The following is a 21,125-nucleotide window of genomic DNA, read 5'->3' as shown; positions in this document are numbered from 1 at the left end:
GCAAATATAGTACATTTTAAATAAATCTTTTCCTTTATTGTTCTGCGTTAAATACAAAAAAAAGCGACAAAAAAATTGTCGCTTTTATATTGATAGATATGAATCTCTTATTGTTGCTGATTTCCCAGCTTGTTCCAAATCTCGATTCTGTAGTCCTGGATATCTGCGTTATCCTGAAGACTCTTCAACCAAGCCTGTCCGAACATCCCTGCATTTCTCTGAGAAATAGACTCAGTAAATTGCTTAACATCACCTGGCTGTTTGTTTACAGTCTCTGATTTTTTAACCAATACATAAACACCTGTTCCACCCTCAACTGGCTTAGAAAGTTTACCTTTTGCAACACCAAATGCTGCACCGGCAACTTTAGGCTCCATAGCACCATTTACTGATGGGTTCAATAGGTTCACCTGAGCGCTTTGTTTTGTACTAGCAAACAATGCAGCAATCTGATCTAAACCTGAAGCTTTTGCTCCTGCAATTTTATCCGAAATTTGTTTTGCTGCCAATTTGTTTTTAACAATCACTTCAATCTGATCTCTTACAGATTCAGGATCAGCAAGACCAGCGTCTTGTTTTCCGTTCATGAATACAACAATTTTGTCTCCTGTTCCGTCTACATTGAATAATTCTGTATCTCCTTTAGATCTTTTCTTATCAAAAGCCCAAGTAAGAATCTCACCATCTTTTTCAGTACCTAATCCCTGAAGTTGTCCTTCGAATCTCTTCGCTGTTTTAGGGTTAGTAAACTGGAAGTTTCCTTTCTTAGCAATATTCACGAAATCGTTGAAAGATTTCCCCTGAACCTGCTGAATGAATTTTCTAGCGTTTTTATCTGTTTCAGCTTCTGTAGCATCTGAAGGCTTGATTTCTTTTACAAGATTAGCCACCTTATACCCCATTGATCCAGATTTTTTATCTTCGATATTGATGATGTGGTAACCAAACTGAGTTTCCACAACCCCTGTTGCTCCTTTAGGATTGTTTGCAAGATAAGTAAGGAACTCTGGAACGAAAGGTGTTTCCGGAGTTGTCCAACCAAGACTACCTCCTTGTGCAGCAGAGTTTGGATCATTTGAAAGCTTAAGGAACTCTGTAAATTTAGCAGGTGTTGCTTTTACAATTGCTCCAATAGAGTCTGCTAATTTCTTAGCCTGCTCTTTAGACCTTGCTACTCCTTCTCCTGCTGGGCTTCCTTTGAAAGCAATCAGAATATGTCTTGACAATGTAGAATCTGAAGTCTTCTTACCTACAAGCTTAGAAACTACATAGAAATTTTGTTCTTTATATGGGCCAAATGTCTGTCCTACCGCAGCTGTTGCGATCTGACCTTGTATAGTAGCAGGCAATTGTGTAGGCTTAACATACTGAGGATTGAAAGGTGAATCTGAGTTTGCCATAACAAACATAGAGTCATTCTTTGTATTCTGGAAGTTTTCAACACCTCCACTAGCATCTGTACCTCCTGAGTATAGTTTTGTAATTTCCTTTAAAGATGCTGCATCATCTGCTGCACTTGGCTTAGAAGGGAAAAATACAATACCTAAGTTTCTGCTAGGCTCAGCTTTGAACATTACCGGGTGCTGCTTGATGTAGTTAGCAAGATCTTCTGTAGTAACATTGATCTTTGTTTTTTGAAGGTAAGCTGCATAGTCTACCTTTACAAAGTCGATGTCAGCAAGCTGATCTCTTTCTTTCATCAATTCTTCAGCTTCTTTCTTACCCGTAGTAATTCCTGCTGAAATATTGGTAAACACCTGTCTTGCCATCAGTCTGTACTCAATTGATTTTCTAGTTTTCAACCATTGAGCATATCCCTGAGGGTTAGTGTTCTGTAATGTTTCAATTTCTTTCTTAAGGTCTTGAGTTTTAAAGTTCCCTTTCTCATCAAAAAACTGCTGATTTTGAGCGAACATCTGATCGTACTGGATTTGATTCCAGAAATAATCATCAGTCATTTCAAAGCCCAATTTCTCAAACTGTTGCTTGATAAGTTTAGATTGAACAAGTAACTGCCAAGCCTGCTCTTCAAGACCGTTCTTTGGACGACCTTGTTGTTCAGCCTGTTGCTGCAGCACGAAAAGTTGATCATTGAACTCTTCGCGGGTGATTTTCTCACCGTTTACTTTTCCTAAAACATCAGGATTCTTTCCAAAAACCTTGTCGATACTATCTGGGTTCACCAAGAACGCCAAAAGCGCTAAGGCTATTACTCCCATTAAAAGCCAAGGCTTACTCCTAATCTGTCCTAAAATTGCCATTTTATAAATTATAGTTTTTTATCAGTTTGCGAAAATACACATTTTTAAGAAATTAGAGAAGCAGAAGTTCTTTATTTTCATTTTAATTCCTAAAGATTATCTAAAAAAGGAAATTTTGACCATATTTTTTAGCAAAAAACAAATGGCATAAGTATTGTGCAATCTAGTACATTATAATATAGCACACGTTTTCAAGGCTTATTATAAAAAATCCATTTAACGATTAAATACGAAAATGACAATTTGTCATTCTTTCCATTATGACAGAATTTGAAGATATAAGTTTAGAAGAAATGATCAGCGACGGTTTTGATATCGTTACTGAAGAAATCAATCTTTCCGACTTTGGAGAGACTGAAAAAAATTCCGAACAGAAAATATTCCCAATACTTCCGGTAAGAAATATGGTGATGTTCCCGAATGTGGTAATTCCTATTACTGCAGGAAGAAAAACATCTATACAACTCCTTGAGGAAGCGCAGAAAAACGGAGATTTCATCGGAATTGTAAGCCAAAAGAACTCTGATCTTGAGCAACCTACCGAAAAGGATATCTATACAACCGGTACATTAGCAAAGATTATTAAGATTATAAAACTTCCCGAAGGTAACATTACGGCTATCACTAAAGGTTTCCATAGATTTAAAATCAAGAAAATCATTGAAAACCAACCTTATTTCAGAGCTGAAATCACCAAACTGAAGGATACTAAGCCTAAAAATCAGGAGGAATATGAAGCTTTACTGGAAAACATCAAAGATCTTGCTTTAAAAATTATTGAGCTGGATCCTAACATTCCTAATGCTGCTAATTTTGCGATCAAAAACATCAACAACAATGATGATTTGCTGAACTTCATCTGTACCAATGCCAGCTTCCCGTCTTTGGAAAAACAAAGGCTGCTTGAAGAAAAAAGCATGATGGAAAGAGCTAATAAGTGCTATGAAATGATGCATGAGGACTTCAGAAAACTGGAATTGAGAAATCAGATCCATCAGAAAACCTCAAAAGATCTTGATAAACAGCAAAGAGAATATTTCCTGAACCAACAGATCAGAACGATCCAGGAAGAATTAGGCGGCGGACCTGAAAGTGATGTAGCAGATCTTATCGCTAAGGCAAAAACAAAGAAATGGAACCAGGAAGTTGAGGATCATTTCCAAAAGGAAATAGGAAGATTACAAAGACAGAATCCTAATTCTCCGGACTATAATGTACAGAGAAATTATCTGGATTTCTTCACAGATCTTCCATGGGAAACGTACACCAAAGATGTTTTTGATATTGCTAAGGCTGAAAAAGTATTAGAAAAAGCCCATTTCGGACTTGAAGATATTAAGAAAAGAATTCTGGAGCACATGGCTGTTTTAAAATTAAAAAACAACATGAAGTCTCCTATCCTATTATTGGTAGGACCTCCGGGAGTAGGTAAAACTTCCCTAGGGAAATCTATTGCGGATGCTTTAGGCAGAAAATATGTAAGATTATCTTTAGGCGGTCTTCATGATGAAAGTGAAATCCGAGGACACAGAAAGACTTATATTGGTGCGATGGCCGGAAGAATTCTTCAGTCTATTAAAAAGGCAGGAACCTCGAATCCGGTGATTGTTTTGGATGAGATTGATAAAATTGGACAGGGACTTCACGGAGACCCAAGTTCTGCACTTCTAGAAGTTCTTGATCCTGAACAAAATAAATCTTTCTATGACAATTTCCTTGAAATGGGATATGATTTATCGAAAGTAATGTTTATTGCTACAGCGAACTCTCTTTCAACCATTCAGACTCCTCTTTTGGACAGAACGGAAATTATTCAGATTGCAGGATATACTCTGGAAGAAAAAATTGAGATCGCTAAAAGACACTTAATCAAAAAGCAACAGGAAGAAAACGGTTTGGATACCAAATCATTCAAACTTGGAAATCCTGAGCTTAAACATATTATTGAGGCACACACTTCTGAAAGTGGTGTAAGAACCTTAGAGAAAAGAATTGCTTCTGTTGGAAGATGGGTAGCATTACAAACCGCCTTGGCAAAAGAATACGATCCAAAGATTTCACTGGAAAAAGTAGATGAAATTCTTGGAGTTCCAAGACCAAAAAGCTTATCTGAAATTACAGATGCTCCAGGGGTAGTAACAGGCCTTGCATGGACAAGTGTAGGGGGTGACATTTTATACATTGAAAGCATTCTAAGCAATGGAAAAGGAGCTTTAACAATGACCGGTAATCTGGGAACTGTTATGAAAGAATCTGCTACTATTGCATTAGAGTACATTAAGGCTAAACATAATGAATTGGGAATCGCTCAGGAAGATCTGGATAAGAAAAACATCCACGTTCACGTTCCTGAAGGCGCTACTCCAAAAGATGGACCTTCTGCCGGTATTGCTATGTTAACTTCAATGGTTTCTTCTTTTAAAAACAAAAAGATAAAACCTCACCTTGCTATGACAGGAGAAATTACATTAAGAGGAAAAGTACTTCCTGTAGGCGGAATTAAGGAAAAACTTCTTGCCGCAACCAGAGCGGGAGTAAAAGATGTTATTCTTTGTGAAGCGAACAGAAAAGATGTAGAAGAAATTAAGAAGGATTATTTAAAAAATCTGAAAGTACACTATGTCAACAGAATGGAAGAAGTCATTGACATCGCCATTGAAAAATAAAAACAACTTATTTACATATCAACTTCTCAATAAGAAACACGTCCTGGAATTCAGGACGTGTTTCTGCTTTTACAGGGGACTTTAGGAATGAATTTTGATATGCAGAAAGAAAAATCCACACTGTTTGAATAAAAAATTCTTCAATTCGATGGGTTTTTCTTATTTTTATTCCTTACTGCAGATTTTAGATTATGAACTTTCTCAGACTTCCTTTCCTTGTTAAGCTCACCCTTGTTGTTATCTCGATTATCGGAATCGGATATCTTTTAGCATTGGGGCAGACCATTTTAGCACCTTTTTTCTTTGCATTCCTTATGGCTATGCTGTTTTTACCGATAGCCACTTTCATGGAAAGAACACTAAGATTTCCAAGATCTGTATCAACAATGACTTCTGTATTCATTATGTTAATGATTTTAGCAGGAATCATTTATTTCTTCACCAATCAGTTATCTGATTTCAGCAAGGACCTTCCTCACTTGAGAGAACAACTTACTACCGTTTTTAATAATGCTCAACATTGGGTTTCCAAAACTTTTAATGTAAAGGTAGATGAACAGGTAGATTATATCAACCAAGCACTGAATAAACTCTTATCTTCTTCCGGTGCTATTTTAGGTTTTACATTCGGTATTTTTTCAACAGGATTTGGGTTCATCATATTCTTCACCTTATTTTTTATCTTCATTTTAAATTACAGAAGACTGTTGAACAATTTTATTGTTACTGTTTTCAAGGAAAGACATAAATCAAGTGTTCAGGCTGCTGTAAATGAAATTCGGGTTATGACCAAGAAATACATCTTCGGACTTTGTCTTCAGGTTATTATTGTGTCTATCCTTACCTCTATTGTACTTACTGTTTTAGGGGTAAAATACGCCATCCTTTTAGCGGTTTTAACAGGATTATTAAATGTGATTCCTTATTTGGGCATTTTCATCTCACTGGTTATTTCCTGCTTTATTGCATTTGCTACCGGCAGTCCTTCAACCTGTATCTATGTGGCTATAGGATATATTGGTATTCATGCTGTAGATGGAAATATTGTACTTCCATTTGTTGTAGGCTCCCGAGTGAAGATCAATGCGTTATTTTCTTTTATAGGAATTCTTTTAGGAGAGCATCTTTGGGGAATTGCCGGAATGTTTCTGTGTATTCCTGCCATTGCTATTATTAAAATTATCTGTGAAAAAGTTGAAGATTTAAAGCCTTGGGGAAAATTACTTGGAGAAGAAGAAAGGCCCAACAAAAAGAAGAAAAGCTACAAAATCTCAAAGAATATTACGTTGAAAGAAATGGACTAGGCATTATTAGCAATAAATAATGAGTAATAAATAAGGCTGCTTTAAAAAGCAGCCTTTTCTTTATTTGTATATCTTATACACTCGCAGCGCAATATGGATGCATTCCATTTGGACAGGTTTCTGTGCAAAGAATATTAGATTGTATATCTGGACAGTATCCGTAATCTTGTCCTCCTCCTCCAGGACCGCCCAAACATGGATCACCAGGCGGAATTTTACATGGGCATCCTATAGGGCCAATATCACATTTTCCAATACCAACGCCACCCTGAATTTCTCTCAGGTTGATACGGTTTAATTTTTTAAGATTTTTCAACATAATAATTATTGAGTTTAGTTTGTATTCAAATATAAATAATAAAGCAATGCAAAATTCAATATTAACCTACCATTAACACAGATAAAAATGTTTTTAACTAATAAAATCGCAATAGAATTATATTTTTATTTTACATTTGATATAAAATATTTATTATGAAAATCATCAAACTTATCATCTGTATTTTATTCGGAGTTATGTTTATTAATGCAGGATTAGACAAGTTCTTTCATTACAATCCGGCTCCCCCACTAACTGAAACTCAAATGAAATTATATGCGGCATTTGGAGAAATAGGCTGGTTATTACCACTCGTAGGAACTGTAGAAGTAATTGGCGGCCTTTTATTTATTTTTCCAAAAACAAGAGCATTAGGAGCTATCATTATTCTGCCTGTTTTGACAGGAATTTTAATCCATAACGTTTACAGAGATCCTTCCACCACAGGAATTTGTATTTCCGGCATTCTTTTTCTAATTAATATCTGGATATTAATTGATAACAGAGCAAAGTATAAAAACCTTGTTGGATAGCAATTGAAACTTATATTTAGCAGATGACAAAACCATCATCTGCTAACTTTCTTATATAAAGGCACTAAAACCAGTAATCGATCGTCCTACGATGAGCGAGTTGATTTCTTTAGTTCCTTCATAGGAGTAAATAGCCTCAGCATCAGCTACAAAACGGGCTACATCATATTCCAGAAGAATACCATTTCCACCCATTACTTCTCTTGCTCTGGAAACGATGTCACGAGTTCTTAATGTACAGAAAACCTTAGCTAATGAAGCGTGTTCATCCTTTAAAATTCCTTCATCCTGCATTTCAGACAATCTGAAAACCATAGTCTGCATGGCGGTAAGATTAGATAACATTTCAACCAAATGCCCTTGAATCATCTGAAATGAAGCAATTGGTTTTCCAAACTGTTCTCTTGTTCGGGTATATGCTAAAGCACTTTCATAAGCCCCTCTTGCGCATCCGGTTGCCATCCATGCTACTCCTGCCCTAGTCATCCGCAGTACTTTTCCGGTATCTTTAAATGAATTGGCATTCTGCAGACGGTTTTCTTCTGTAACTAAACAGTCTTTAAGTGTAATCAATCCGTTTTGAACAATCCTCAAGGCCATTTTTCCTTTAATTTTCTCAACGGAATATCCGGGATTGTCTTTTTCAACAATAAATCCTTTTACTTCTCCACTATCTAAATCTCTTGCCCAGATAATAACAAGGTCTGCAAAGGTGGCGTTTCCAATCCATTTTTTCTGACCGTTTAAAACCCAGCCTTCTTCTGTTTTCTTACAAGTAACGGTAAGTCCACCCGCAGCTCCGGAGCCCACTTCCGGCTCGGTAAGTCCAAAGGCTCCTATTTTTTCAAACTTCTGCATCTGTGGAAGCCATTTTTGTTTTTGCTCTTCTGAACCACAGATATAAATAGAACCCATTGCCAACCCTGACTGCACTCCAAAAAAGGTAGCAATAGAAGCATCAATCCTGGCCATTTCCATAGCAATAACCCCTTCCATCAGAAAAGGCATACCCGGACAGCCGTATCCTTCATAGGTTACTCCACAAATATCCAGTTTTTGAAATTTTGGAATCAACTCGAAAGGGAATTCATCTCTAAGCCAGTAATGATTGACCAAAGGCTTTACCTCTTTTTCCATGAAAGCTCTTACTTTAAGCTGTATTTCCCGTTGTTCTAGGCTTAAAGTATGGTAGATATCATAAAAATCACCATCAATGGGAGGAAGCTCTTTCTTTTTCTTATTGGGATCAAGCATTTTCATGAGTCCTGAAAGTTGCTTATCATCAAGTTTTGAAAAATTATGCATCAGTTTGGGCAGATCTACTTTTTGTGAAATAGCACTTAGCTGATCAAAATCTATGGACGTAAATAGCCCTATTGCATTTCTGATTTTAGAAAAGGTATTTGACATAATGATATATTGTGATTTTGGTTTGTAAAAAGATAAGCAAAAATTACTCCGAAAACAAGTTCCTAATTCATCAACCATTTTACAAATAGCTAATATTCAATTTATTAAAACAGAACATTCTCTTTACAAGTTTTTTACTTCCCATTTTCAATCATTACAAAGATTCCTGGCTGAACTTTGACTCAAGCAAAACCTCAAAAATCTTACGCTATGAAAACGAATTACATTACACTATCATTATCTGCTGTTCTTTTACTGGGAATTTATTCATGTAAAAAAGGAGAAGCAACCACCAGTGAACTTAAAAGCTATGAAGCTTCAACAGATTCTGCAGCCGTAGTAGCAGACAGCATTTCGTCTGCTGCCAGTATGAAAGTAAAAGACAAGCAGTTCATCAAGACTGCAGATGTAAATATGGAGGTGAAAGATGTTTACAACGCCACCATTTCTATTGAAAAGTCTGTGCAAGATCTTGGAGGTTTTGTTACCAAAAGCAATCTTCAGAGCAATGTTGTTTATGAAGATACTTATAACACTTCCGACACTGAAGCGATGCTCATCAAAAAATACAAGACTGAAAACACAATGCAGGTAAGAGTACCTACCGAAAAACTTGGAGAGCTTTTAACAGCTATCAACACCAGCAAATTATTTTTAAATTCAAGAACAATCAACGCAGAAGATGTTACCGCCAATATCAAATATTCTGAGCTGGAAGCTAAAAGGAACCAGAAGACTTCAGAAAATATCGAGAAAATAAAAACCAATAAAGACAAAGTAAGCTTGGGTGACGATAACATGTCTGAAGGAAATCTTCAAAAACTGAATACCATGAGTATGGCTGACAACCTGAAATACAGCACCGTTGACATCTACATCAAAGAGCCCAAACTACGCATCGCAGAAATTGCTGTAACCAATACAGACAGCATTGATAATAAATATAAATACAACTTTATATATGATGCAAAAGACGGTTTTGTTTATGGATTTTATTTGATCCAGAGAATTATTGTAGGGCTCATCAACATATGGCCCATCGTATTAATCGCAGCCGGAGTGGTTTATTTCTTAAGAAAAAGAAAAGCAAAAAGGTCTGAACTTTCTAAGTCTTCTGAACAAAACTCCTAACCTATAGGTTATCATCATAATTTTAGATTTTACAGCCTCCTGTTTTCAGGAGGTTTTTATTTTTTTGAAAAAAAACTGTAACGATTGTAATGTCCCCCTTACCTACTATTTAAAAGAACAGAAAATCAAAAAAAATAAATACTATGAAAAATTTAATAAAACTTGGATTCGCTGCATTACTGTCAATACACTTCACAACAGCAACTGCACAAAATAAGAACACAGAAAATGAAAACAGCCTGCTATGGGAGGTATCCGGAAACGGACTTTCTAAGCCATCTTATATTGCAGGAACATTTCATATCTTATGCAACAAAGATTTTGAGATAAAACCTAAAACCTGGAAAGCCCTTCATCAAGCTGAAAACTTCGTGATGGAAATCAATTACACAGATCAAAATGAAGTGCTTGCCATGCAAAAAATGATGGCTGCAGATAAAAAAATCTCTGAGCAATTGACACCTGAAGAAGCAAAAGAACTGGATAAACTACTTGCCGATTATGGAACCAGCCTTAAAAATGTTGATAGCCACAGCACACAAGCTCTTTACTCTCTTATCGCGACAAAAGCCATCCCATGTCCGCCAAATGAAGTAAAGATGTATGAATTTGAATTGCTAACAGAGGCTCTGAAAAACAAAAAGAGCGTGAATGGTCTGGAAAAGGTTGACGATCAAATTAATGCAATTGGACAGTCATATAATTTAAAAGAAGTAATATCCCAGCTAAAATTAAGTAATGAGTATACCATTGCTTCACAAAAAATGACTGAAGCATTTAAAAATGAAAATTTAAAAAGTCTGGATCAACTTATTAAAGACCCAAAATTCATGAATAAGAAACAGGAGAAGCTTGTACTTACTGACAGAAATGTAAAATGGGCAGAAAAAATGCCTGAAATAATGAAAAAACAAAGTTCTTTCTTTGCAGTAGGAAGTGGTCATTTATGGGGAAATAACGGACTCATCACCCTTCTTAAAGCAAAAGGATATACCGTAAAACCCGTATCCAACTTATAATAATAACCCAACCATGAAACTATTGTGAGCACTCCCACTGAAACAGCCTTTTTAAAGCTTGTTAATCAGCACAAAGGCATCTTATACAAAGCTTCCCGGATCTATGCCGATTCTATAGAAGACCGGGAAGACCTTCAGCAGGAAATCCTTATCCAGCTTTGGAAATCCTATCAAAACTTCAAAGGAAACAGTGAGTTTTCAACCTGGATGTATCGTGTCGCCATCAATACTGCTATTACCTATTTGAAAAAAGAAAAGCAGAGGTCTAAAAATCATACAGATTCACCCCATCATTTTGAGGTACAGCATGAAGATTATAATCCTACAAAGGATAAACAGCTGGAAGTTTTTTACAGGGCTGTTCAGGAATTGAACTCTCTGGAGAAAGCCGTCATCTTTTATTTCATGGAAGGAATGTCACACAAGGATATTGGAAGCAACCTCGGACTTAGCGAAGGCAATGCCCGCGTAAAACTTAACAGAACAAAAGAAAAAATACAGCAAATCATAAAAAAATCAGGTTATGAATTTTGATCAATTAAAAGAACAATGGAATAATGAAGACAGCAATGTTCATATTCCAGAAACGATAGAACAATTAAAAGAGAGTAAACACCCTATTGAGAAAATTCAGAAGAGTATGAAAAAAGAATTTCCGGCACAGGTTCTGGCTATTATTTTTATGGCATTCTTCCCTCAAATACTGAATTTTCCAGTCTCACAATATGTTATTTATTATACCTCTTATGTGATGCTTGTTGTTATATCTTCTTATTATTTATTTGGCTTTTACAAATTTTACAAGCAAACAGAACTTTATACAGGAAATACAAAAAACAGCCTCTGGAAAATCTACCATGAATTAAAACTCAATATGGAAAGATATCAATCTTTCGGCTTCCTGCTTCTCCCTCACTTCATGATTACACTGGGACTTGAATTCTATAAGGTATTGGCTAAAAAAGGAATGACCTTTGAAAATGTAGCCAATTCTTATCAACAAACTCTCATTATCTCTGTTCTTATTGGAACAATCGCAATTATCGTTAATATTGTTTTATGGACAAAGTATATCTATGGACGCCGGGCTAAGCAATTGGAAAATATTCTGAATGAAATAGAAGAATAATATTCAAAAAAACATTTTTAAAGGTATAAAAAGTAAACCTCAGATCATTTCTGGGGTTTTGTTTTTTAAAAAATTGTTATTTATCAGCTTCAAATTTATTTGAGGTTCTATTTTTCCTTAAATTTGCAAATCAGAAATAAATCGTTATGGATTTCTAAAGATTTTGATCCGGCACCTTATTTTTCTGAACTATAAATTCTCAACAACATGCTATCAAAAATAAATCCTATACAAACCAACAGCTGGAAAGCCCTTGACGAACATTTTGCATCTAACGATCTTGAGCTAAGAAGCCTTTTCCAGTACAACCCGAACCGTTTTGAAGAATTCTCTCTGCAAAAGGATAACTACCTTTTCGATTATTCTAAAAACCTTATTGATTCCAGAACAAAAGAACTTTTATTACAACTGGCAGAAGAATGTCAGTTAAAAAATGCTATTTCTAAAATGTTTTCTGGTGATAAAATTAATGAAACGGAAGGGAGAGCTGTTTTACACACTGCTTTAAGAGATTTTTCCGATCGTGAAATTCTTGTAGACGGCGAGAATATTAAGCCACAGATCAAAAGAGTATTGAATCACATGAAAGCTTTTTCCGAAAAAATTATTTCAGGAGAGCACAAAGGTTTCAGCGGAAAAGAGATCACAGATGTAGTAAACATCGGAATCGGAGGTTCAGATTTAGGACCTGTAATGGTTTGTTCGGCTTTAAAGCATTTTAAAACAAGACTGGATGTTCACTTTGTTTCCAATGTGGACGGAAATCATATTGCAGAAGTTGTTAAAAACTTAAACCCGGAAACGACTCTATTTATCATTGCTTCTAAAACGTTTACTACTCAGGAAACAATGACGAATGCAAATTCTGCAAAAGACTGGTTCCTTAAAGCTGGAAAACAGGAAGATGTAGCAAAGCACTTTGTAGCTTTATCCACTAATATTGAAGCTGTTAAGCAGTTTGGAATTGCAGAAGAGAACATTTTCGAATTCTGGGATTGGGTAGGCGGAAGATACTCGCTTTGGAGTGCTATCGGATTAAGCATTGTACTGGCTGTGGGCTATGAAAACTTTGAACAACTTTTAAAAGGAGCTTTTGATACAGACCAACACTTCCAGACCGAAGATTTCTCAGAAAATGTGCCTGTATTAATGGGACTTTTAGGAATCTGGTATCGTAATTTCTATGCAGCAACAAGCTATGCAATCCTTCCATACTCACAATATCTGGACAGATTTGCAGCTTATCTTCAGCAGGGAGATATGGAAAGCAACGGAAAATGTGTAGACAGAAACGGTGAATTCGTAGAATATGAAACAGGACCAATTATTTGGGGTGAACCTGGAACTAATGGGCAGCACGCATTTTATCAACTGATCCACCAAGGTACAGAATTGATTCCTGCAGATTTTATTGCCTATGCTAAGAGCTCTAATAAGGTTTCTGATCATCAGGATAAATTATTAGCCAACTTCTTTGCCCAAACAGAAGCTCTTGCTTTTGGTAAAACGGAAGAAGAGGTGGAGGAAGAACTTAAAAATGCAGGAAAATCTGATGAGGAAATAGATAGATTATTAAACTTTAAGGTTTTCCACGGAAACACCCCTACTAACTCAATATTATTCAAGGAATTAACTCCTTTTTCATTAGGACAGTTAATTGCTATGTACGAACACAAAATTTTCGTTCAGGGTGTTATCTGGAACATTTTCAGCTTCGATCAGTTCGGAGTAGAATTAGGTAAAGTACTTGCTAACAAAATCTTACCAGAACTTGAAAGCAATGAGACTGTTACTTCACATGACAGCTCTACGAACGGATTAATTAATTATTATAAAGGAAATAAATAGCAGATGTCTGCATTACGATCATATTATTATAAACTGCCTCCCGGTTTTAGACTTTTAGGAAGAAAACTCTATTATTTTCCTATAGACCTTTATGAAGGGATCACCGGAAAAAGAGCTAAAAACGAGCCCAAAAAAGGGGACATTTATGTGGGAAGCAGCGATTTTATTCCCCATGGAATTCGTCAGACGAATGTTCTGAAGAAACATATCGCCCTTAAAAATACAGACCATGTTCTGGATATAGGCTGTGGTATCGGGAGAACGGCTGTTGCCCTGTCCGGATTTATAGATAAGGGAACTTACGATGGTTTTGATGCAGTAGAAAAGGGAATTAAGTGGTGTGACAAACATATCCATAGAAAATATCCGAATTTCAACTTTAAGTTTACACCGATTTATAATGATCTGTATAATTCTTTCAGCCAGAAAGCAGAAAACTTCACCTTCCCTTATGAGAATGCTCAGTTTGATAAAGCATTTTTATTCTCTGTCTTCACTCACATGCAGATTCCTGAAATCAGACAATATCTGAATGAGATCAGTAGAGTATTAAAAAGTGGCGGACAATGTCTGGCTACCTTTTTCCTATATGATGAGTCTAAAAAAGAAGGGGGCAGCATGCATTTTCCACATCAATATGAAGGCTACAGATTAATGGATGATAAAGTAACAGCTGCTAATATTGCTGTAAATGTTCCATTATTGAATCAAATGGCCCATGAGGCAGGTCTGAAAGTAAAAACAATACAAGGAGGATTCTGGAGAAATGATGTAGAAAAGGAAGGAGCCGATGAATTTCAGGACATTGTAGTATTTGAAAAAATCTAAATCTAAATAAAAGTAAAAAGTAAAAATGGCAGAAATTCTTGACGGACTTAAAGTATCCAAGGAAATTAAAGCAGAGATTAAAGTTGAAGTTGAAAAAATCCTTGCAAGCAAGAGAAGAGCACCTCACTTGGTAGCAATTCTTGTAGGAAACAACGGAGCAAGTAAGGCATATGTAAATGCTAAAGTAAAAGACTGCGAAGAAGTAGGGTTTCAATCCAGCTTAATCAAATTCCCTAGCACAGTTTCGGAATCTGAATTATTGGAGACAATTGACGAACTGAATAAGTCTAAGGCTGTTGATGGCTTTATCGTTCAGTTGCCTTTACCGGATCAGGTTGATCAGGAGAAAATCATCAATGCTATTGACCCAAGAAAAGACGTGGACGGATTCCACCCTGAAAACTTTGGAAAAATGGCTCTTGAAATGGATACTTTCTTGCCAGCAACTCCTTTCGGAATCTTAACATTATTGGAAAGATATAATATTGAGACTAAAGGAAAAGACTGTGTAATCATCGGAAGAAGTAAAATTGTAGGAAGACCAATGAGTATCTTAATGGGAAGAAAAGATTTCCCTGGAAACTCAACAGTGACACTTACACACTCATACACAAAAGACATTGAAGAGTATACTAAAAAGGCAGATATCGTTATTACAGCCTTGGGAGATCCACATTTCTTAAAAGGAGAAATGATTAAGGATGGTGCCGTAATTGTTGACGTAGGGATCACAAGAGTAGACGATGATTCTCCAAAAGGATATTACCTTGCTGGTGATGTAGATTTTGACAGCTGTGCAGAAAAGGCAAGCTGGATTACACCAGTTCCTGGAGGAGTAGGCCCAATGACAAGAGCAATGTTGATGAAAAACACCATCATTGCCTATAAAACTTCGGTCTATAACGACTAATTTTAAAATGAATAAAGAACAAGATATTTTATTAAAAGAAGGTAAAATGCTCCCTGTAATGGAGCATTTTTACACTTTACAGGGAGAAGGAGCACACACAGGAAAAGCCGCTTATTTTATCAGATTAGGAGGATGCGATGTGGGTTGCCATTGGTGTGATGTAAAGGAAAGCTGGAATCCTGAGCTTCATCCATTGATGGATGCAGTGGAAATTGCGGAAACAGCAGCCAAACATTGTAAAACCATCGTTCTTACAGGAGGAGAGCCTCTTACATGGAATCTGGAGATCCTGACATCTAAATTAAAGGAACTTGGATGTACGATCCACATTGAAACTTCTGGAGCATATCCTATGAGCGGACATCTGGACTGGATTACCCTTTCTCCAAAGAAAACAGGATTGCCGAAAGAAGAGATTTATCAAAATGCTCACGAGCTTAAGGTCATCATTTTCAACAATCATGACTTTGAATTTGCACAGGAGCAGGCTGCCAAGGTTTCTGAAAACTGTAAGCTTTATCTTCAAAGTGAATGGAGTAAAAGGGATGATATGTATCCGAAGATTACAGATTTTATTCTTGAACACCCGGAATGGCAGGCTTCGGTACAAACCCACAAATATCTGAATATCCCTTAAAAATACGTACATTAGCTGGCCGTTCCTGTAATAATACCGATAGATGCAGAGAATTCGATACTCTAGATACCTGAAATCGATCATTATTTTGCTTGACCTTATGGTTATTGCATCTATCTTCATATTCTTTTTTATAAGCAGAAACGAAAATCTGAAGTATCATAAGGAAACCTGGTACCAGAACACTTTTTCTCTGGTTTTGCTGTTTTTGTTCTGGGTGCTTCTCAGCGGTAGGACAAAAATATACAATATTCCGAGGAACCTTACGTATACCCTCTTTCTGGAAAGGCTTTTGATCCATTTCATCTCCTTTATACTTGGGGTACTGCTTATTGGAAAGGTCAGCAATAATGTATTCTTTAACTCAGATATTTATTGGCTGTCATTTTATCTGTTTATCTTTATCTTCTTAGCAAAATCATTTATTTATTTTTCTATTAAGTATTTACGCTCCTTGGGAGCTAACTACCGAAATATCATGTTTTTAGGAAATGGAGATTCTACTGAGATCCTTAAAAACATTTTTAAGGAACGTAAAGATTATGGATACAGGATTTTCGAACATGAGAATGCAGATGCCACTACAGCAGAACTGGTTAATTTCTGGAAAAAGAATGGGATACATACTCTGTTTTTCTCTACAGAAAATTCTTATAGCGAAAGCACAGAATCGGAAATTTTCAAACTCGCAGAAGACAATAAGGTTCATATTTCATTGATCCCGAGTATTACTCAGAGTGATTTTTTCCTGTATGACCTTGCTTATATACAAACTCAACCTATCCTTAATCAGGCAAGATATCCATTGGATTATTATTCTAATTTCCTGATGAAAAGAGCTTTTGACATCTTTTTTTCCATATTTGTCTTGGTTCTTGTTTGTACCTGGTTGTTCCCGATTATTGCTATTTTAATCCGGGTAAGTTCCAAAGGACCTGTTTTTTTCCTGCAGAAAAGGTATGGCTTCCATGAAGAGGTATTCAGCTGTATAAAATTCAGGACCATGGTGGTGAATGATGAATCTACCACCAGTACTACTAAAGAAAATGACACAAGAATCACCAGGGTAGGTAAATTTTTAAGAAAAACCAGCCTTGATGAACTTCCGCAGTTCATCAACGTTCTGAAAGGCCAAATGTCTGTGGTAGGGCCACGTCCTCACATGTTAGCCGTTGATAATTATTACAAACCAAAAATCGGAAGATACAGCTTAAGAAGTATGGTAACCCCTGGAATTACAGGGCTTGCACAAGTAAGCGGATTGCGTGGTGACCTGGGAGATGTGGAAGTAGAAATGAAAAAAAGGATTCTCGCAGATGCCTTCTATGTAAGAAACTGGAGTTTTGTTCTGGATCTGGTTATCATATTAAAAACCATTTTACTGGTTATTGGCGGGGACAAAAATGCAAAATAAAGCTATGCTAAGGTTAGGATAATTTTAACATTATCCGGGCATTAGTCTTCATTTCAACCTTAGCCTAATTCAATAAAAAAGTCTAATTTAGCGGTATGTTAAAAAAGTTTTTCACAGCAATAGGGGAATATATTATTCTTTTAGGAAAATCCCTGCAGAAACCTCAGAAAATGAAGGTTTTTTGGAAGCTGTTCATGAGAGAAATTAATGATTTGGGAGTAAATTCTTTCGGACTTGTAGTCTTCACATCAATCTTCGTGGGGGCTGTAGTGGCTATTCAGATGTTCAACAACTTTGATGCGTCTTCATTTCCCATCCCACCTTCATTTGTAGGATATGCAACAAAAGCCGTACTTGTATTGGAGTTTGCCCCTACCATCATCAGTTTAATTTTAGCAGGTAAAGTAGGTTCATATATTGCTTCCAGTATCGGAACAATGAGAGTTTCTGAACAGATTGATGCTTTGGATATCATGGGAGTAAATTCACCCAACTTTTTGATATTTCCAAAGATCATTGCCTGTATGATTTTTAATCCTCTTTTGATTGCCATAAGTATCGTATTTGGTATTTCCGGAGGTTATATTGCTGGGCTTTTGACAGGAAACTGGACAGCAAACGACTATATCACCGGGATTCAGATGTATATGCCTAATTTATTCATTTATTATGCATTTACCAAAACCACTGTTTTTGCTTTCATCATTGCAACCGTTCCGTCTTATTTCGGATACTTTGTAAAAGGAGGCTCACTGGAAGTAGGTAGAGCCAGTACACAGGCTGTGGTATGGACAATGGTATTCATTATCATCTCTGAATTAATTTTAACCCAATTAATATTAAGCTAATGATTGAGGTAAAAGATCTTAAGAAAAGTTTTGGCGATGTTGAAGTACTTAAGGGAATTTCAACTTCATTTGATAAAGGAAAGGTAAACCTGATTATTGGACAAAGTGGTTCCGGAAAAACAGTTTTTCTGAAAAGTCTGTTGAATGTTTATATGCCGTCTTCCGGAGAAATTTTATTTGATGGCCGTAATGTTAATACCATGACCCGCGATCAAAAACAGCATCTTCGTTCAGAGATTGGAACAGTATTCCAGGGAAGTGCTCTGTTTGACTCTTTAACAGTGGAGGAAAATATTATGTTTCCGTTGGATATGTTCACCAATCTTACGTATAGAGAAAAAAAGAAAAGGGTTTTTGAAGTAATAGGTAGAGTGCACCTTGACAAAGCTGATAAAAAATACCCTTCTGAAATTTCCGGGGGAATGCAGAAAAGGGTTGCCATTGCAAGAGCTATTGTGAACAATCCGAAGTATTTGTTCTGTGATGAACCTAACTCGGGGCTGGATCCATATACATCAAAAATCATTGATGATCTTCTATATGAAATCACCAAAGAATATAATACTACAACAATCATCAATACCCATGATATGAACTCTGTAATGACGATTGGTGAGAAAATTGTATACCTAAGACTTGGAATCAAGGAATGGGAAGGAAATAAAGACATTCTGATTACAGCAGGCAATAAAAATCTGATCGACTTCGTTTATTCTTCAGAACTGTTTAAAGAACTGAGAGAATATTTACTTGAGAATAATAAAACAATTGAGAATACAAAATTAGACGATAATGAAAAAGGTACTTAGTGTAGCGTTAATAGGGTTTTCAATGTGGGCTTCTGCACAGATCTCACTGGCAGGTAAGGCCAACATAATATTTCCTACAGGTTCACCATCATGGTCCAACATTAAAGGAACTGTGAATGATGCTATTGAAGGAACAGGAAAAAACAATGTAGGGTTCAATGTTGGACTTTCATTAAAGGTAGCATTACCTACTTCACTTTTCTTAATGCCAGAGGTATATTATACTCACTTTAAGAATGAATTCACAACAGAGAATACTACTTTTGATGTAAAGAGCAACCGTATTGATGTTCCGGTTCTTTTAGGATATAACGTTTTAGGTAATATGCTTGGTGTTTTTGTAGGTCCGGTAGGAAGCTTTAACCTAAGCAAAGACAATACTTACAACGATTTTAAAGAAAATGCAAAAAATAACTTTACGGTAGGCTACCAATTCGGTGCACAGCTTGAAATTAAAAAGCTTATTGTAAATGCAAAATACGAAGGGGCTTTCAGTAAAGACGAAAGAAACTTCATCAACAAAGTTTCCGGTTCGGAGATCAGATATGATAACAGACCTAACTTATTTATGGTTGGTTTAGGATATAAATTTTAATCAACAATCGAAAATAACAACTTTAAATCCTCAAATTTTAAATTTGAGGATTTTTATTTTGATTTTCAAGCTCAGCCTGACGCTTTGCAATTTCTGCGGCCTGCTTTTCTAAGTCTTCTTTTTCTTTCTGAAGCTGCTTGAATTCTTTTTTCTTCTGTTCAGCCTTTATAGCGCTTCCTTTACTGAGATATCCAACCATTCCGCCAATAATAAGACCAATTCCTACTCCAGCCATGATACCCATGATGTGAGAAATTTTAATCTGCTCTACGGCAAAATCAGTGGTAAGATAAAATAGTAAAGCCGAAACTGCTAAGAGGATAAGTCCGGTAATTGATAAACTCTTCATAATATTGTGTTTAATTGATTATGTTATAAAAGCTATACCAAATTTACTAAAAAATTAATAAGCCTTTATACTGAATAAGCACTTTAATTGGTATTTCCAATAATCAATATGCCATAATTATTCCAAATTCTGTGAAAAGAAAAAGTATTATCAAACAAAAAACGGACTCATTTTAGAAATAAGTCCGTTTTTTATAATAAATTAATAGATTACATTTTTCCTCCCGCAGCCTTGTAATACTCTAAAGCTTTCGGTAAGTCTTTATTAATATCTGAAATTCTTGTATCCGGGCTCGGGTGAGTAGATAAGAATTCCGGTTGTCTTGCTCCTGAAGAAGCGGCTTCCATTCTGTTCCAAAAAGGAATAGCTGCTCTTGGGTCGTAACCTGCCATAGACATTAAATATAATCCCATTTCGTCAGCTTCAGATTCCTGGCCTCTGCCATACTTTAGCAATGCAACCTGTGATCCGATAGGGTATACTTTCTGGAAAACACTTGCCCATTGTGCATTTGAAATAGCTCCGCCAAGAATAGCTCCTCCATACTGAGCCATCATAGCCTGAGAAATTCTTTCATTTCCATGACCTGCCAATGCGTGAGAAACTTCATGTCCCATTACTACAGCAAGTCCGTTATCATCCTTGGTAACCGGTAAAATCCCTGTATAAACAGCTACTTTACCTCCCGGCATACACCATGCATTCAATTCATTGCTTTGCAGTAGAGCAAACTCCCAGCTATAATTGGCAAGATCTGCTGATCTTCCTATACTCTGATAATATCTCTCTGCTGCGTTTTTAATTCTGTTTCCTACATTTACCACTCTCTTTGCATCTGCTGTTCCGGTAATAAGCTTACCTTTAGACAATGTCGTTTTGTATTCTTGTGCAGACATTGTTAAAATTTCTGAATTATTGGCCAGCTGTAAAGACGACCTTCCTGTAATTGGATTTGTAGTACAGGCAGCAACCAATAGAGCAAATGCTCCCATTCCTAATAGATGTGTAACTTTCATAGTTTGAGTGTTAATAATTCAACCTTAACAATTTTTATTCCAAAATATTTTTGATATGAAATTTTTGCATACATTTTGCTGTTTAAATTTAATAATTAT

General features: G+C 36.1%; 20 protein-coding genes. 15 read left to right on the top strand and 5 right to left on the bottom strand.

Going from position 1 to position 21,125, the window contains the following annotated elements; genetic code table 11:
* Positions 1 to 107: 107 nt before the first annotated feature.
* Positions 108 to 2,261 carry a peptidylprolyl isomerase gene (locus BLS98_RS20655; RefSeq protein WP_089739025.1) on the bottom strand — a complete coding sequence of 718 codons (2,154 nt, stop codon included), beginning with the start codon at positions 2,259 to 2,261 and terminating at the stop codon, positions 108 to 110.
* 260 nt (positions 2,262 to 2,521) lie between these two features.
* Here BLS98_RS20655 and lon point away from each other — a divergent pair, with 260 nt between their 5' ends.
* Together lon and BLS98_RS20645 are read left to right on the top strand one after the other, a co-directional pair.
* Positions 2,522 to 4,927 (top strand): endopeptidase La, encoded by a 2,406-nt coding sequence (gene lon / locus BLS98_RS20650; RefSeq protein ID WP_089739024.1) that lies wholly within the window; start codon positions 2,522 to 2,524, stop codon positions 4,925 to 4,927.
* Between the two features lie 191 nt (positions 4,928 to 5,118).
* Positions 5,119 to 6,231 carry an AI-2E family transporter gene (locus BLS98_RS20645; protein ID WP_089739022.1) on the top strand — a complete coding sequence of 371 codons (1,113 nt, stop codon included), beginning with the start codon at positions 5,119 to 5,121 and terminating at the stop codon, positions 6,229 to 6,231.
* 73 nt (positions 6,232 to 6,304) lie between these two features.
* On the opposite strand, the gene BLS98_RS23425 is transcribed toward BLS98_RS20645, so the two are convergent.
* A complete protein-coding gene (locus BLS98_RS23425) occupies positions 6,305 to 6,550 on the bottom strand; it encodes a bacteriocin-like protein (RefSeq protein WP_089739020.1) in 246 nt (81 codons plus the stop codon).
* A gap of 155 nt (positions 6,551 to 6,705) precedes the next feature.
* Here BLS98_RS23425 and BLS98_RS20635 point away from each other — a divergent pair, with 155 nt between their 5' ends.
* The gene (locus tag BLS98_RS20635; protein ID WP_089739018.1) at positions 6,706 to 7,083 is read left to right on the top strand and encodes a MauE/DoxX family redox-associated membrane protein; all 378 of its coding nucleotides are present in this window, start codon (positions 6,706 to 6,708) and stop codon (positions 7,081 to 7,083) included.
* Positions 7,084 to 7,134: 51 nt separating this feature from the next.
* On the opposite strand, the gene BLS98_RS20630 is transcribed toward BLS98_RS20635, so the two are convergent.
* Complete coding sequence (locus tag BLS98_RS20630) at positions 7,135 to 8,493, bottom strand: acyl-CoA dehydrogenase family protein (RefSeq protein ID WP_089739016.1); 1,359 nt, start codon at positions 8,491 to 8,493, stop codon at positions 7,135 to 7,137.
* A gap of 210 nt (positions 8,494 to 8,703) precedes the next feature.
* Between BLS98_RS20630 and BLS98_RS20625 the strand changes: the two genes are divergently transcribed.
* The 12 genes from BLS98_RS20625 to BLS98_RS20570 all read left to right on the top strand — a co-directional run bounded on the left by BLS98_RS20625 (position 8,704) and on the right by BLS98_RS20570 (position 19,661).
* Complete coding sequence (locus BLS98_RS20625; protein WP_089739014.1) at positions 8,704 to 9,624, top strand: DUF4349 domain-containing protein; 921 nt, start codon at positions 8,704 to 8,706, stop codon at positions 9,622 to 9,624.
* Positions 9,625 to 9,767: 143 nt separating this feature from the next.
* Positions 9,768 to 10,643, top strand: a complete 876-nt coding sequence (locus BLS98_RS20620) for a TraB/GumN family protein (protein WP_089739012.1) — start codon at positions 9,768 to 9,770, stop codon at positions 10,641 to 10,643.
* 99 nt (positions 10,644 to 10,742) lie between these two features.
* Positions 10,743 to 11,177, top strand: a complete 435-nt coding sequence (locus BLS98_RS20615; RefSeq protein WP_394331783.1) for an RNA polymerase sigma factor — start codon at positions 10,743 to 10,745, stop codon at positions 11,175 to 11,177.
* Positions 11,167 to 11,772, top strand: coding sequence for a hypothetical protein (locus tag BLS98_RS20610; protein WP_089739008.1), 606 nt, complete (start codon positions 11,167 to 11,169; stop codon positions 11,770 to 11,772). Before BLS98_RS20615 ends, BLS98_RS20610 begins: the two co-directional genes overlap by 11 nt.
* A 207-nt stretch (positions 11,773 to 11,979) precedes the next feature.
* On the top strand, positions 11,980 to 13,620 hold the full coding sequence (gene pgi, locus BLS98_RS20605) for a glucose-6-phosphate isomerase (protein ID WP_089739006.1): 1,641 nt from the start codon (positions 11,980 to 11,982) through the stop codon (positions 13,618 to 13,620).
* Positions 13,621 to 13,623: 3 nt separating this feature from the next.
* Positions 13,624 to 14,448 carry a class I SAM-dependent methyltransferase gene (locus BLS98_RS20600; RefSeq protein WP_089739004.1) on the top strand — a complete coding sequence of 275 codons (825 nt, stop codon included), beginning with the start codon at positions 13,624 to 13,626 and terminating at the stop codon, positions 14,446 to 14,448.
* 25 nt (positions 14,449 to 14,473) lie between these two features.
* The gene (locus tag BLS98_RS20595; protein ID WP_089739001.1) at positions 14,474 to 15,358 is read left to right on the top strand and encodes a bifunctional 5,10-methylenetetrahydrofolate dehydrogenase/5,10-methenyltetrahydrofolate cyclohydrolase; all 885 of its coding nucleotides are present in this window, start codon (positions 14,474 to 14,476) and stop codon (positions 15,356 to 15,358) included.
* 7 nt (positions 15,359 to 15,365) lie between these two features.
* A complete protein-coding gene (locus BLS98_RS20590; RefSeq protein WP_089738999.1) occupies positions 15,366 to 15,995 on the top strand; it encodes a 7-carboxy-7-deazaguanine synthase QueE in 630 nt (209 codons plus the stop codon).
* Between the two features lie 43 nt (positions 15,996 to 16,038).
* Positions 16,039 to 17,409 (top strand): exopolysaccharide biosynthesis polyprenyl glycosylphosphotransferase, encoded by a 1,371-nt coding sequence (locus BLS98_RS20585; RefSeq protein WP_089738997.1) that lies wholly within the window; start codon positions 16,039 to 16,041, stop codon positions 17,407 to 17,409.
* Positions 17,410 to 17,504: 95 nt separating this feature from the next.
* The gene (locus BLS98_RS20580) at positions 17,505 to 18,257 is read left to right on the top strand and encodes an MlaE family ABC transporter permease (RefSeq protein ID WP_089738995.1); all 753 of its coding nucleotides are present in this window, start codon (positions 17,505 to 17,507) and stop codon (positions 18,255 to 18,257) included.
* Positions 18,257 to 19,066 carry an ABC transporter ATP-binding protein gene (locus tag BLS98_RS20575; protein WP_089738993.1) on the top strand — a complete coding sequence of 270 codons (810 nt, stop codon included), beginning with the start codon at positions 18,257 to 18,259 and terminating at the stop codon, positions 19,064 to 19,066. The genes BLS98_RS20580 and BLS98_RS20575 overlap by 1 nt, the downstream gene beginning before the upstream one ends.
* A complete protein-coding gene (locus tag BLS98_RS20570; RefSeq protein ID WP_089738991.1) occupies positions 19,050 to 19,661 on the top strand; it encodes an outer membrane beta-barrel protein in 612 nt (203 codons plus the stop codon). The genes BLS98_RS20575 and BLS98_RS20570 overlap by 17 nt, the downstream gene beginning before the upstream one ends.
* Before the next feature lie 37 nt (positions 19,662 to 19,698).
* Here BLS98_RS20570 and BLS98_RS20565 read toward each other — a convergent pair whose 3' ends face one another.
* On the bottom strand, positions 19,699 to 20,010 hold the full coding sequence (locus BLS98_RS20565) for a hypothetical protein (protein ID WP_045501475.1): 312 nt from the start codon (positions 20,008 to 20,010) through the stop codon (positions 19,699 to 19,701).
* A gap of 209 nt (positions 20,011 to 20,219) precedes the next feature.
* Positions 20,220 to 21,026 (bottom strand): M48 family metallopeptidase, encoded by an 807-nt coding sequence (locus BLS98_RS20560; RefSeq protein ID WP_089738989.1) that lies wholly within the window; start codon positions 21,024 to 21,026, stop codon positions 20,220 to 20,222.
* Between the last annotated feature and the right edge of the window lie 99 nt (positions 21,027 to 21,125).

This window comes from Chryseobacterium jejuense (assembly GCF_900100075.1).
GTDB lineage: Bacteria > Bacteroidota > Bacteroidia > Flavobacteriales > Weeksellaceae > Chryseobacterium > Chryseobacterium jejuense.
The sequence above is the reverse complement of the archived record's forward strand: the minus strand, read 5'-3'. Positions and strand labels throughout refer to the sequence as shown.

Excerpts from the sequence above, each read along its gene's own strand:
- pgi (WP_089739006.1), top strand. The coding sequence starts at position 11,980 with ATGCTATCAAAAATAAATCCTATACAAACCAACAGCTGGAAAGCCCTT.
- BLS98_RS20590 (WP_089738999.1), top strand. The coding sequence starts at position 15,366 with ATGAATAAAGAACAAGATATTTTATTAAAAGAAGGTAAAATGCTCCCT.
- BLS98_RS23425 (WP_089739020.1), bottom strand. The coding sequence starts at position 6,550 with ATGTTGAAAAATCTTAAAAAATTAAACCGTATCAACCTGAGAGAAATT.
- BLS98_RS20565 (WP_045501475.1), bottom strand. The coding sequence starts at position 20,010 with ATGAAGAGTTTATCAATTACCGGACTTATCCTCTTAGCAGTTTCGGCT.
- BLS98_RS20635 (WP_089739018.1), top strand. The coding sequence starts at position 6,706 with ATGAAAATCATCAAACTTATCATCTGTATTTTATTCGGAGTTATGTTT.
- lon (WP_089739024.1), top strand. The coding sequence starts at position 2,522 with ATGACAGAATTTGAAGATATAAGTTTAGAAGAAATGATCAGCGACGGT.
- BLS98_RS20560 (WP_089738989.1), bottom strand. The coding sequence starts at position 21,026 with ATGAAAGTTACACATCTATTAGGAATGGGAGCATTTGCTCTATTGGTT.
- BLS98_RS20570 (WP_089738991.1), top strand. The coding sequence starts at position 19,050 with ATGAAAAAGGTACTTAGTGTAGCGTTAATAGGGTTTTCAATGTGGGCT.
- BLS98_RS20625 (WP_089739014.1), top strand. The coding sequence starts at position 8,704 with ATGAAAACGAATTACATTACACTATCATTATCTGCTGTTCTTTTACTG.
- BLS98_RS20575 (WP_089738993.1), top strand. The coding sequence starts at position 18,257 with ATGATTGAGGTAAAAGATCTTAAGAAAAGTTTTGGCGATGTTGAAGTA.
- BLS98_RS20620 (WP_089739012.1), top strand. The coding sequence starts at position 9,768 with ATGAAAAATTTAATAAAACTTGGATTCGCTGCATTACTGTCAATACAC.
- BLS98_RS20595 (WP_089739001.1), top strand. The coding sequence starts at position 14,474 with ATGGCAGAAATTCTTGACGGACTTAAAGTATCCAAGGAAATTAAAGCA.
- BLS98_RS20630 (WP_089739016.1), bottom strand. The coding sequence starts at position 8,493 with ATGTCAAATACCTTTTCTAAAATCAGAAATGCAATAGGGCTATTTACG.
- BLS98_RS20655 (WP_089739025.1), bottom strand. The coding sequence starts at position 2,261 with ATGGCAATTTTAGGACAGATTAGGAGTAAGCCTTGGCTTTTAATGGGA.
- BLS98_RS20610 (WP_089739008.1), top strand. The coding sequence starts at position 11,167 with ATGAATTTTGATCAATTAAAAGAACAATGGAATAATGAAGACAGCAAT.
- BLS98_RS20585 (WP_089738997.1), top strand. The coding sequence starts at position 16,039 with ATGCAGAGAATTCGATACTCTAGATACCTGAAATCGATCATTATTTTG.
- BLS98_RS20580 (WP_089738995.1), top strand. The coding sequence starts at position 17,505 with ATGTTAAAAAAGTTTTTCACAGCAATAGGGGAATATATTATTCTTTTA.
- BLS98_RS20600 (WP_089739004.1), top strand. The coding sequence starts at position 13,624 with ATGTCTGCATTACGATCATATTATTATAAACTGCCTCCCGGTTTTAGA.
- BLS98_RS20645 (WP_089739022.1), top strand. The coding sequence starts at position 5,119 with ATGAACTTTCTCAGACTTCCTTTCCTTGTTAAGCTCACCCTTGTTGTT.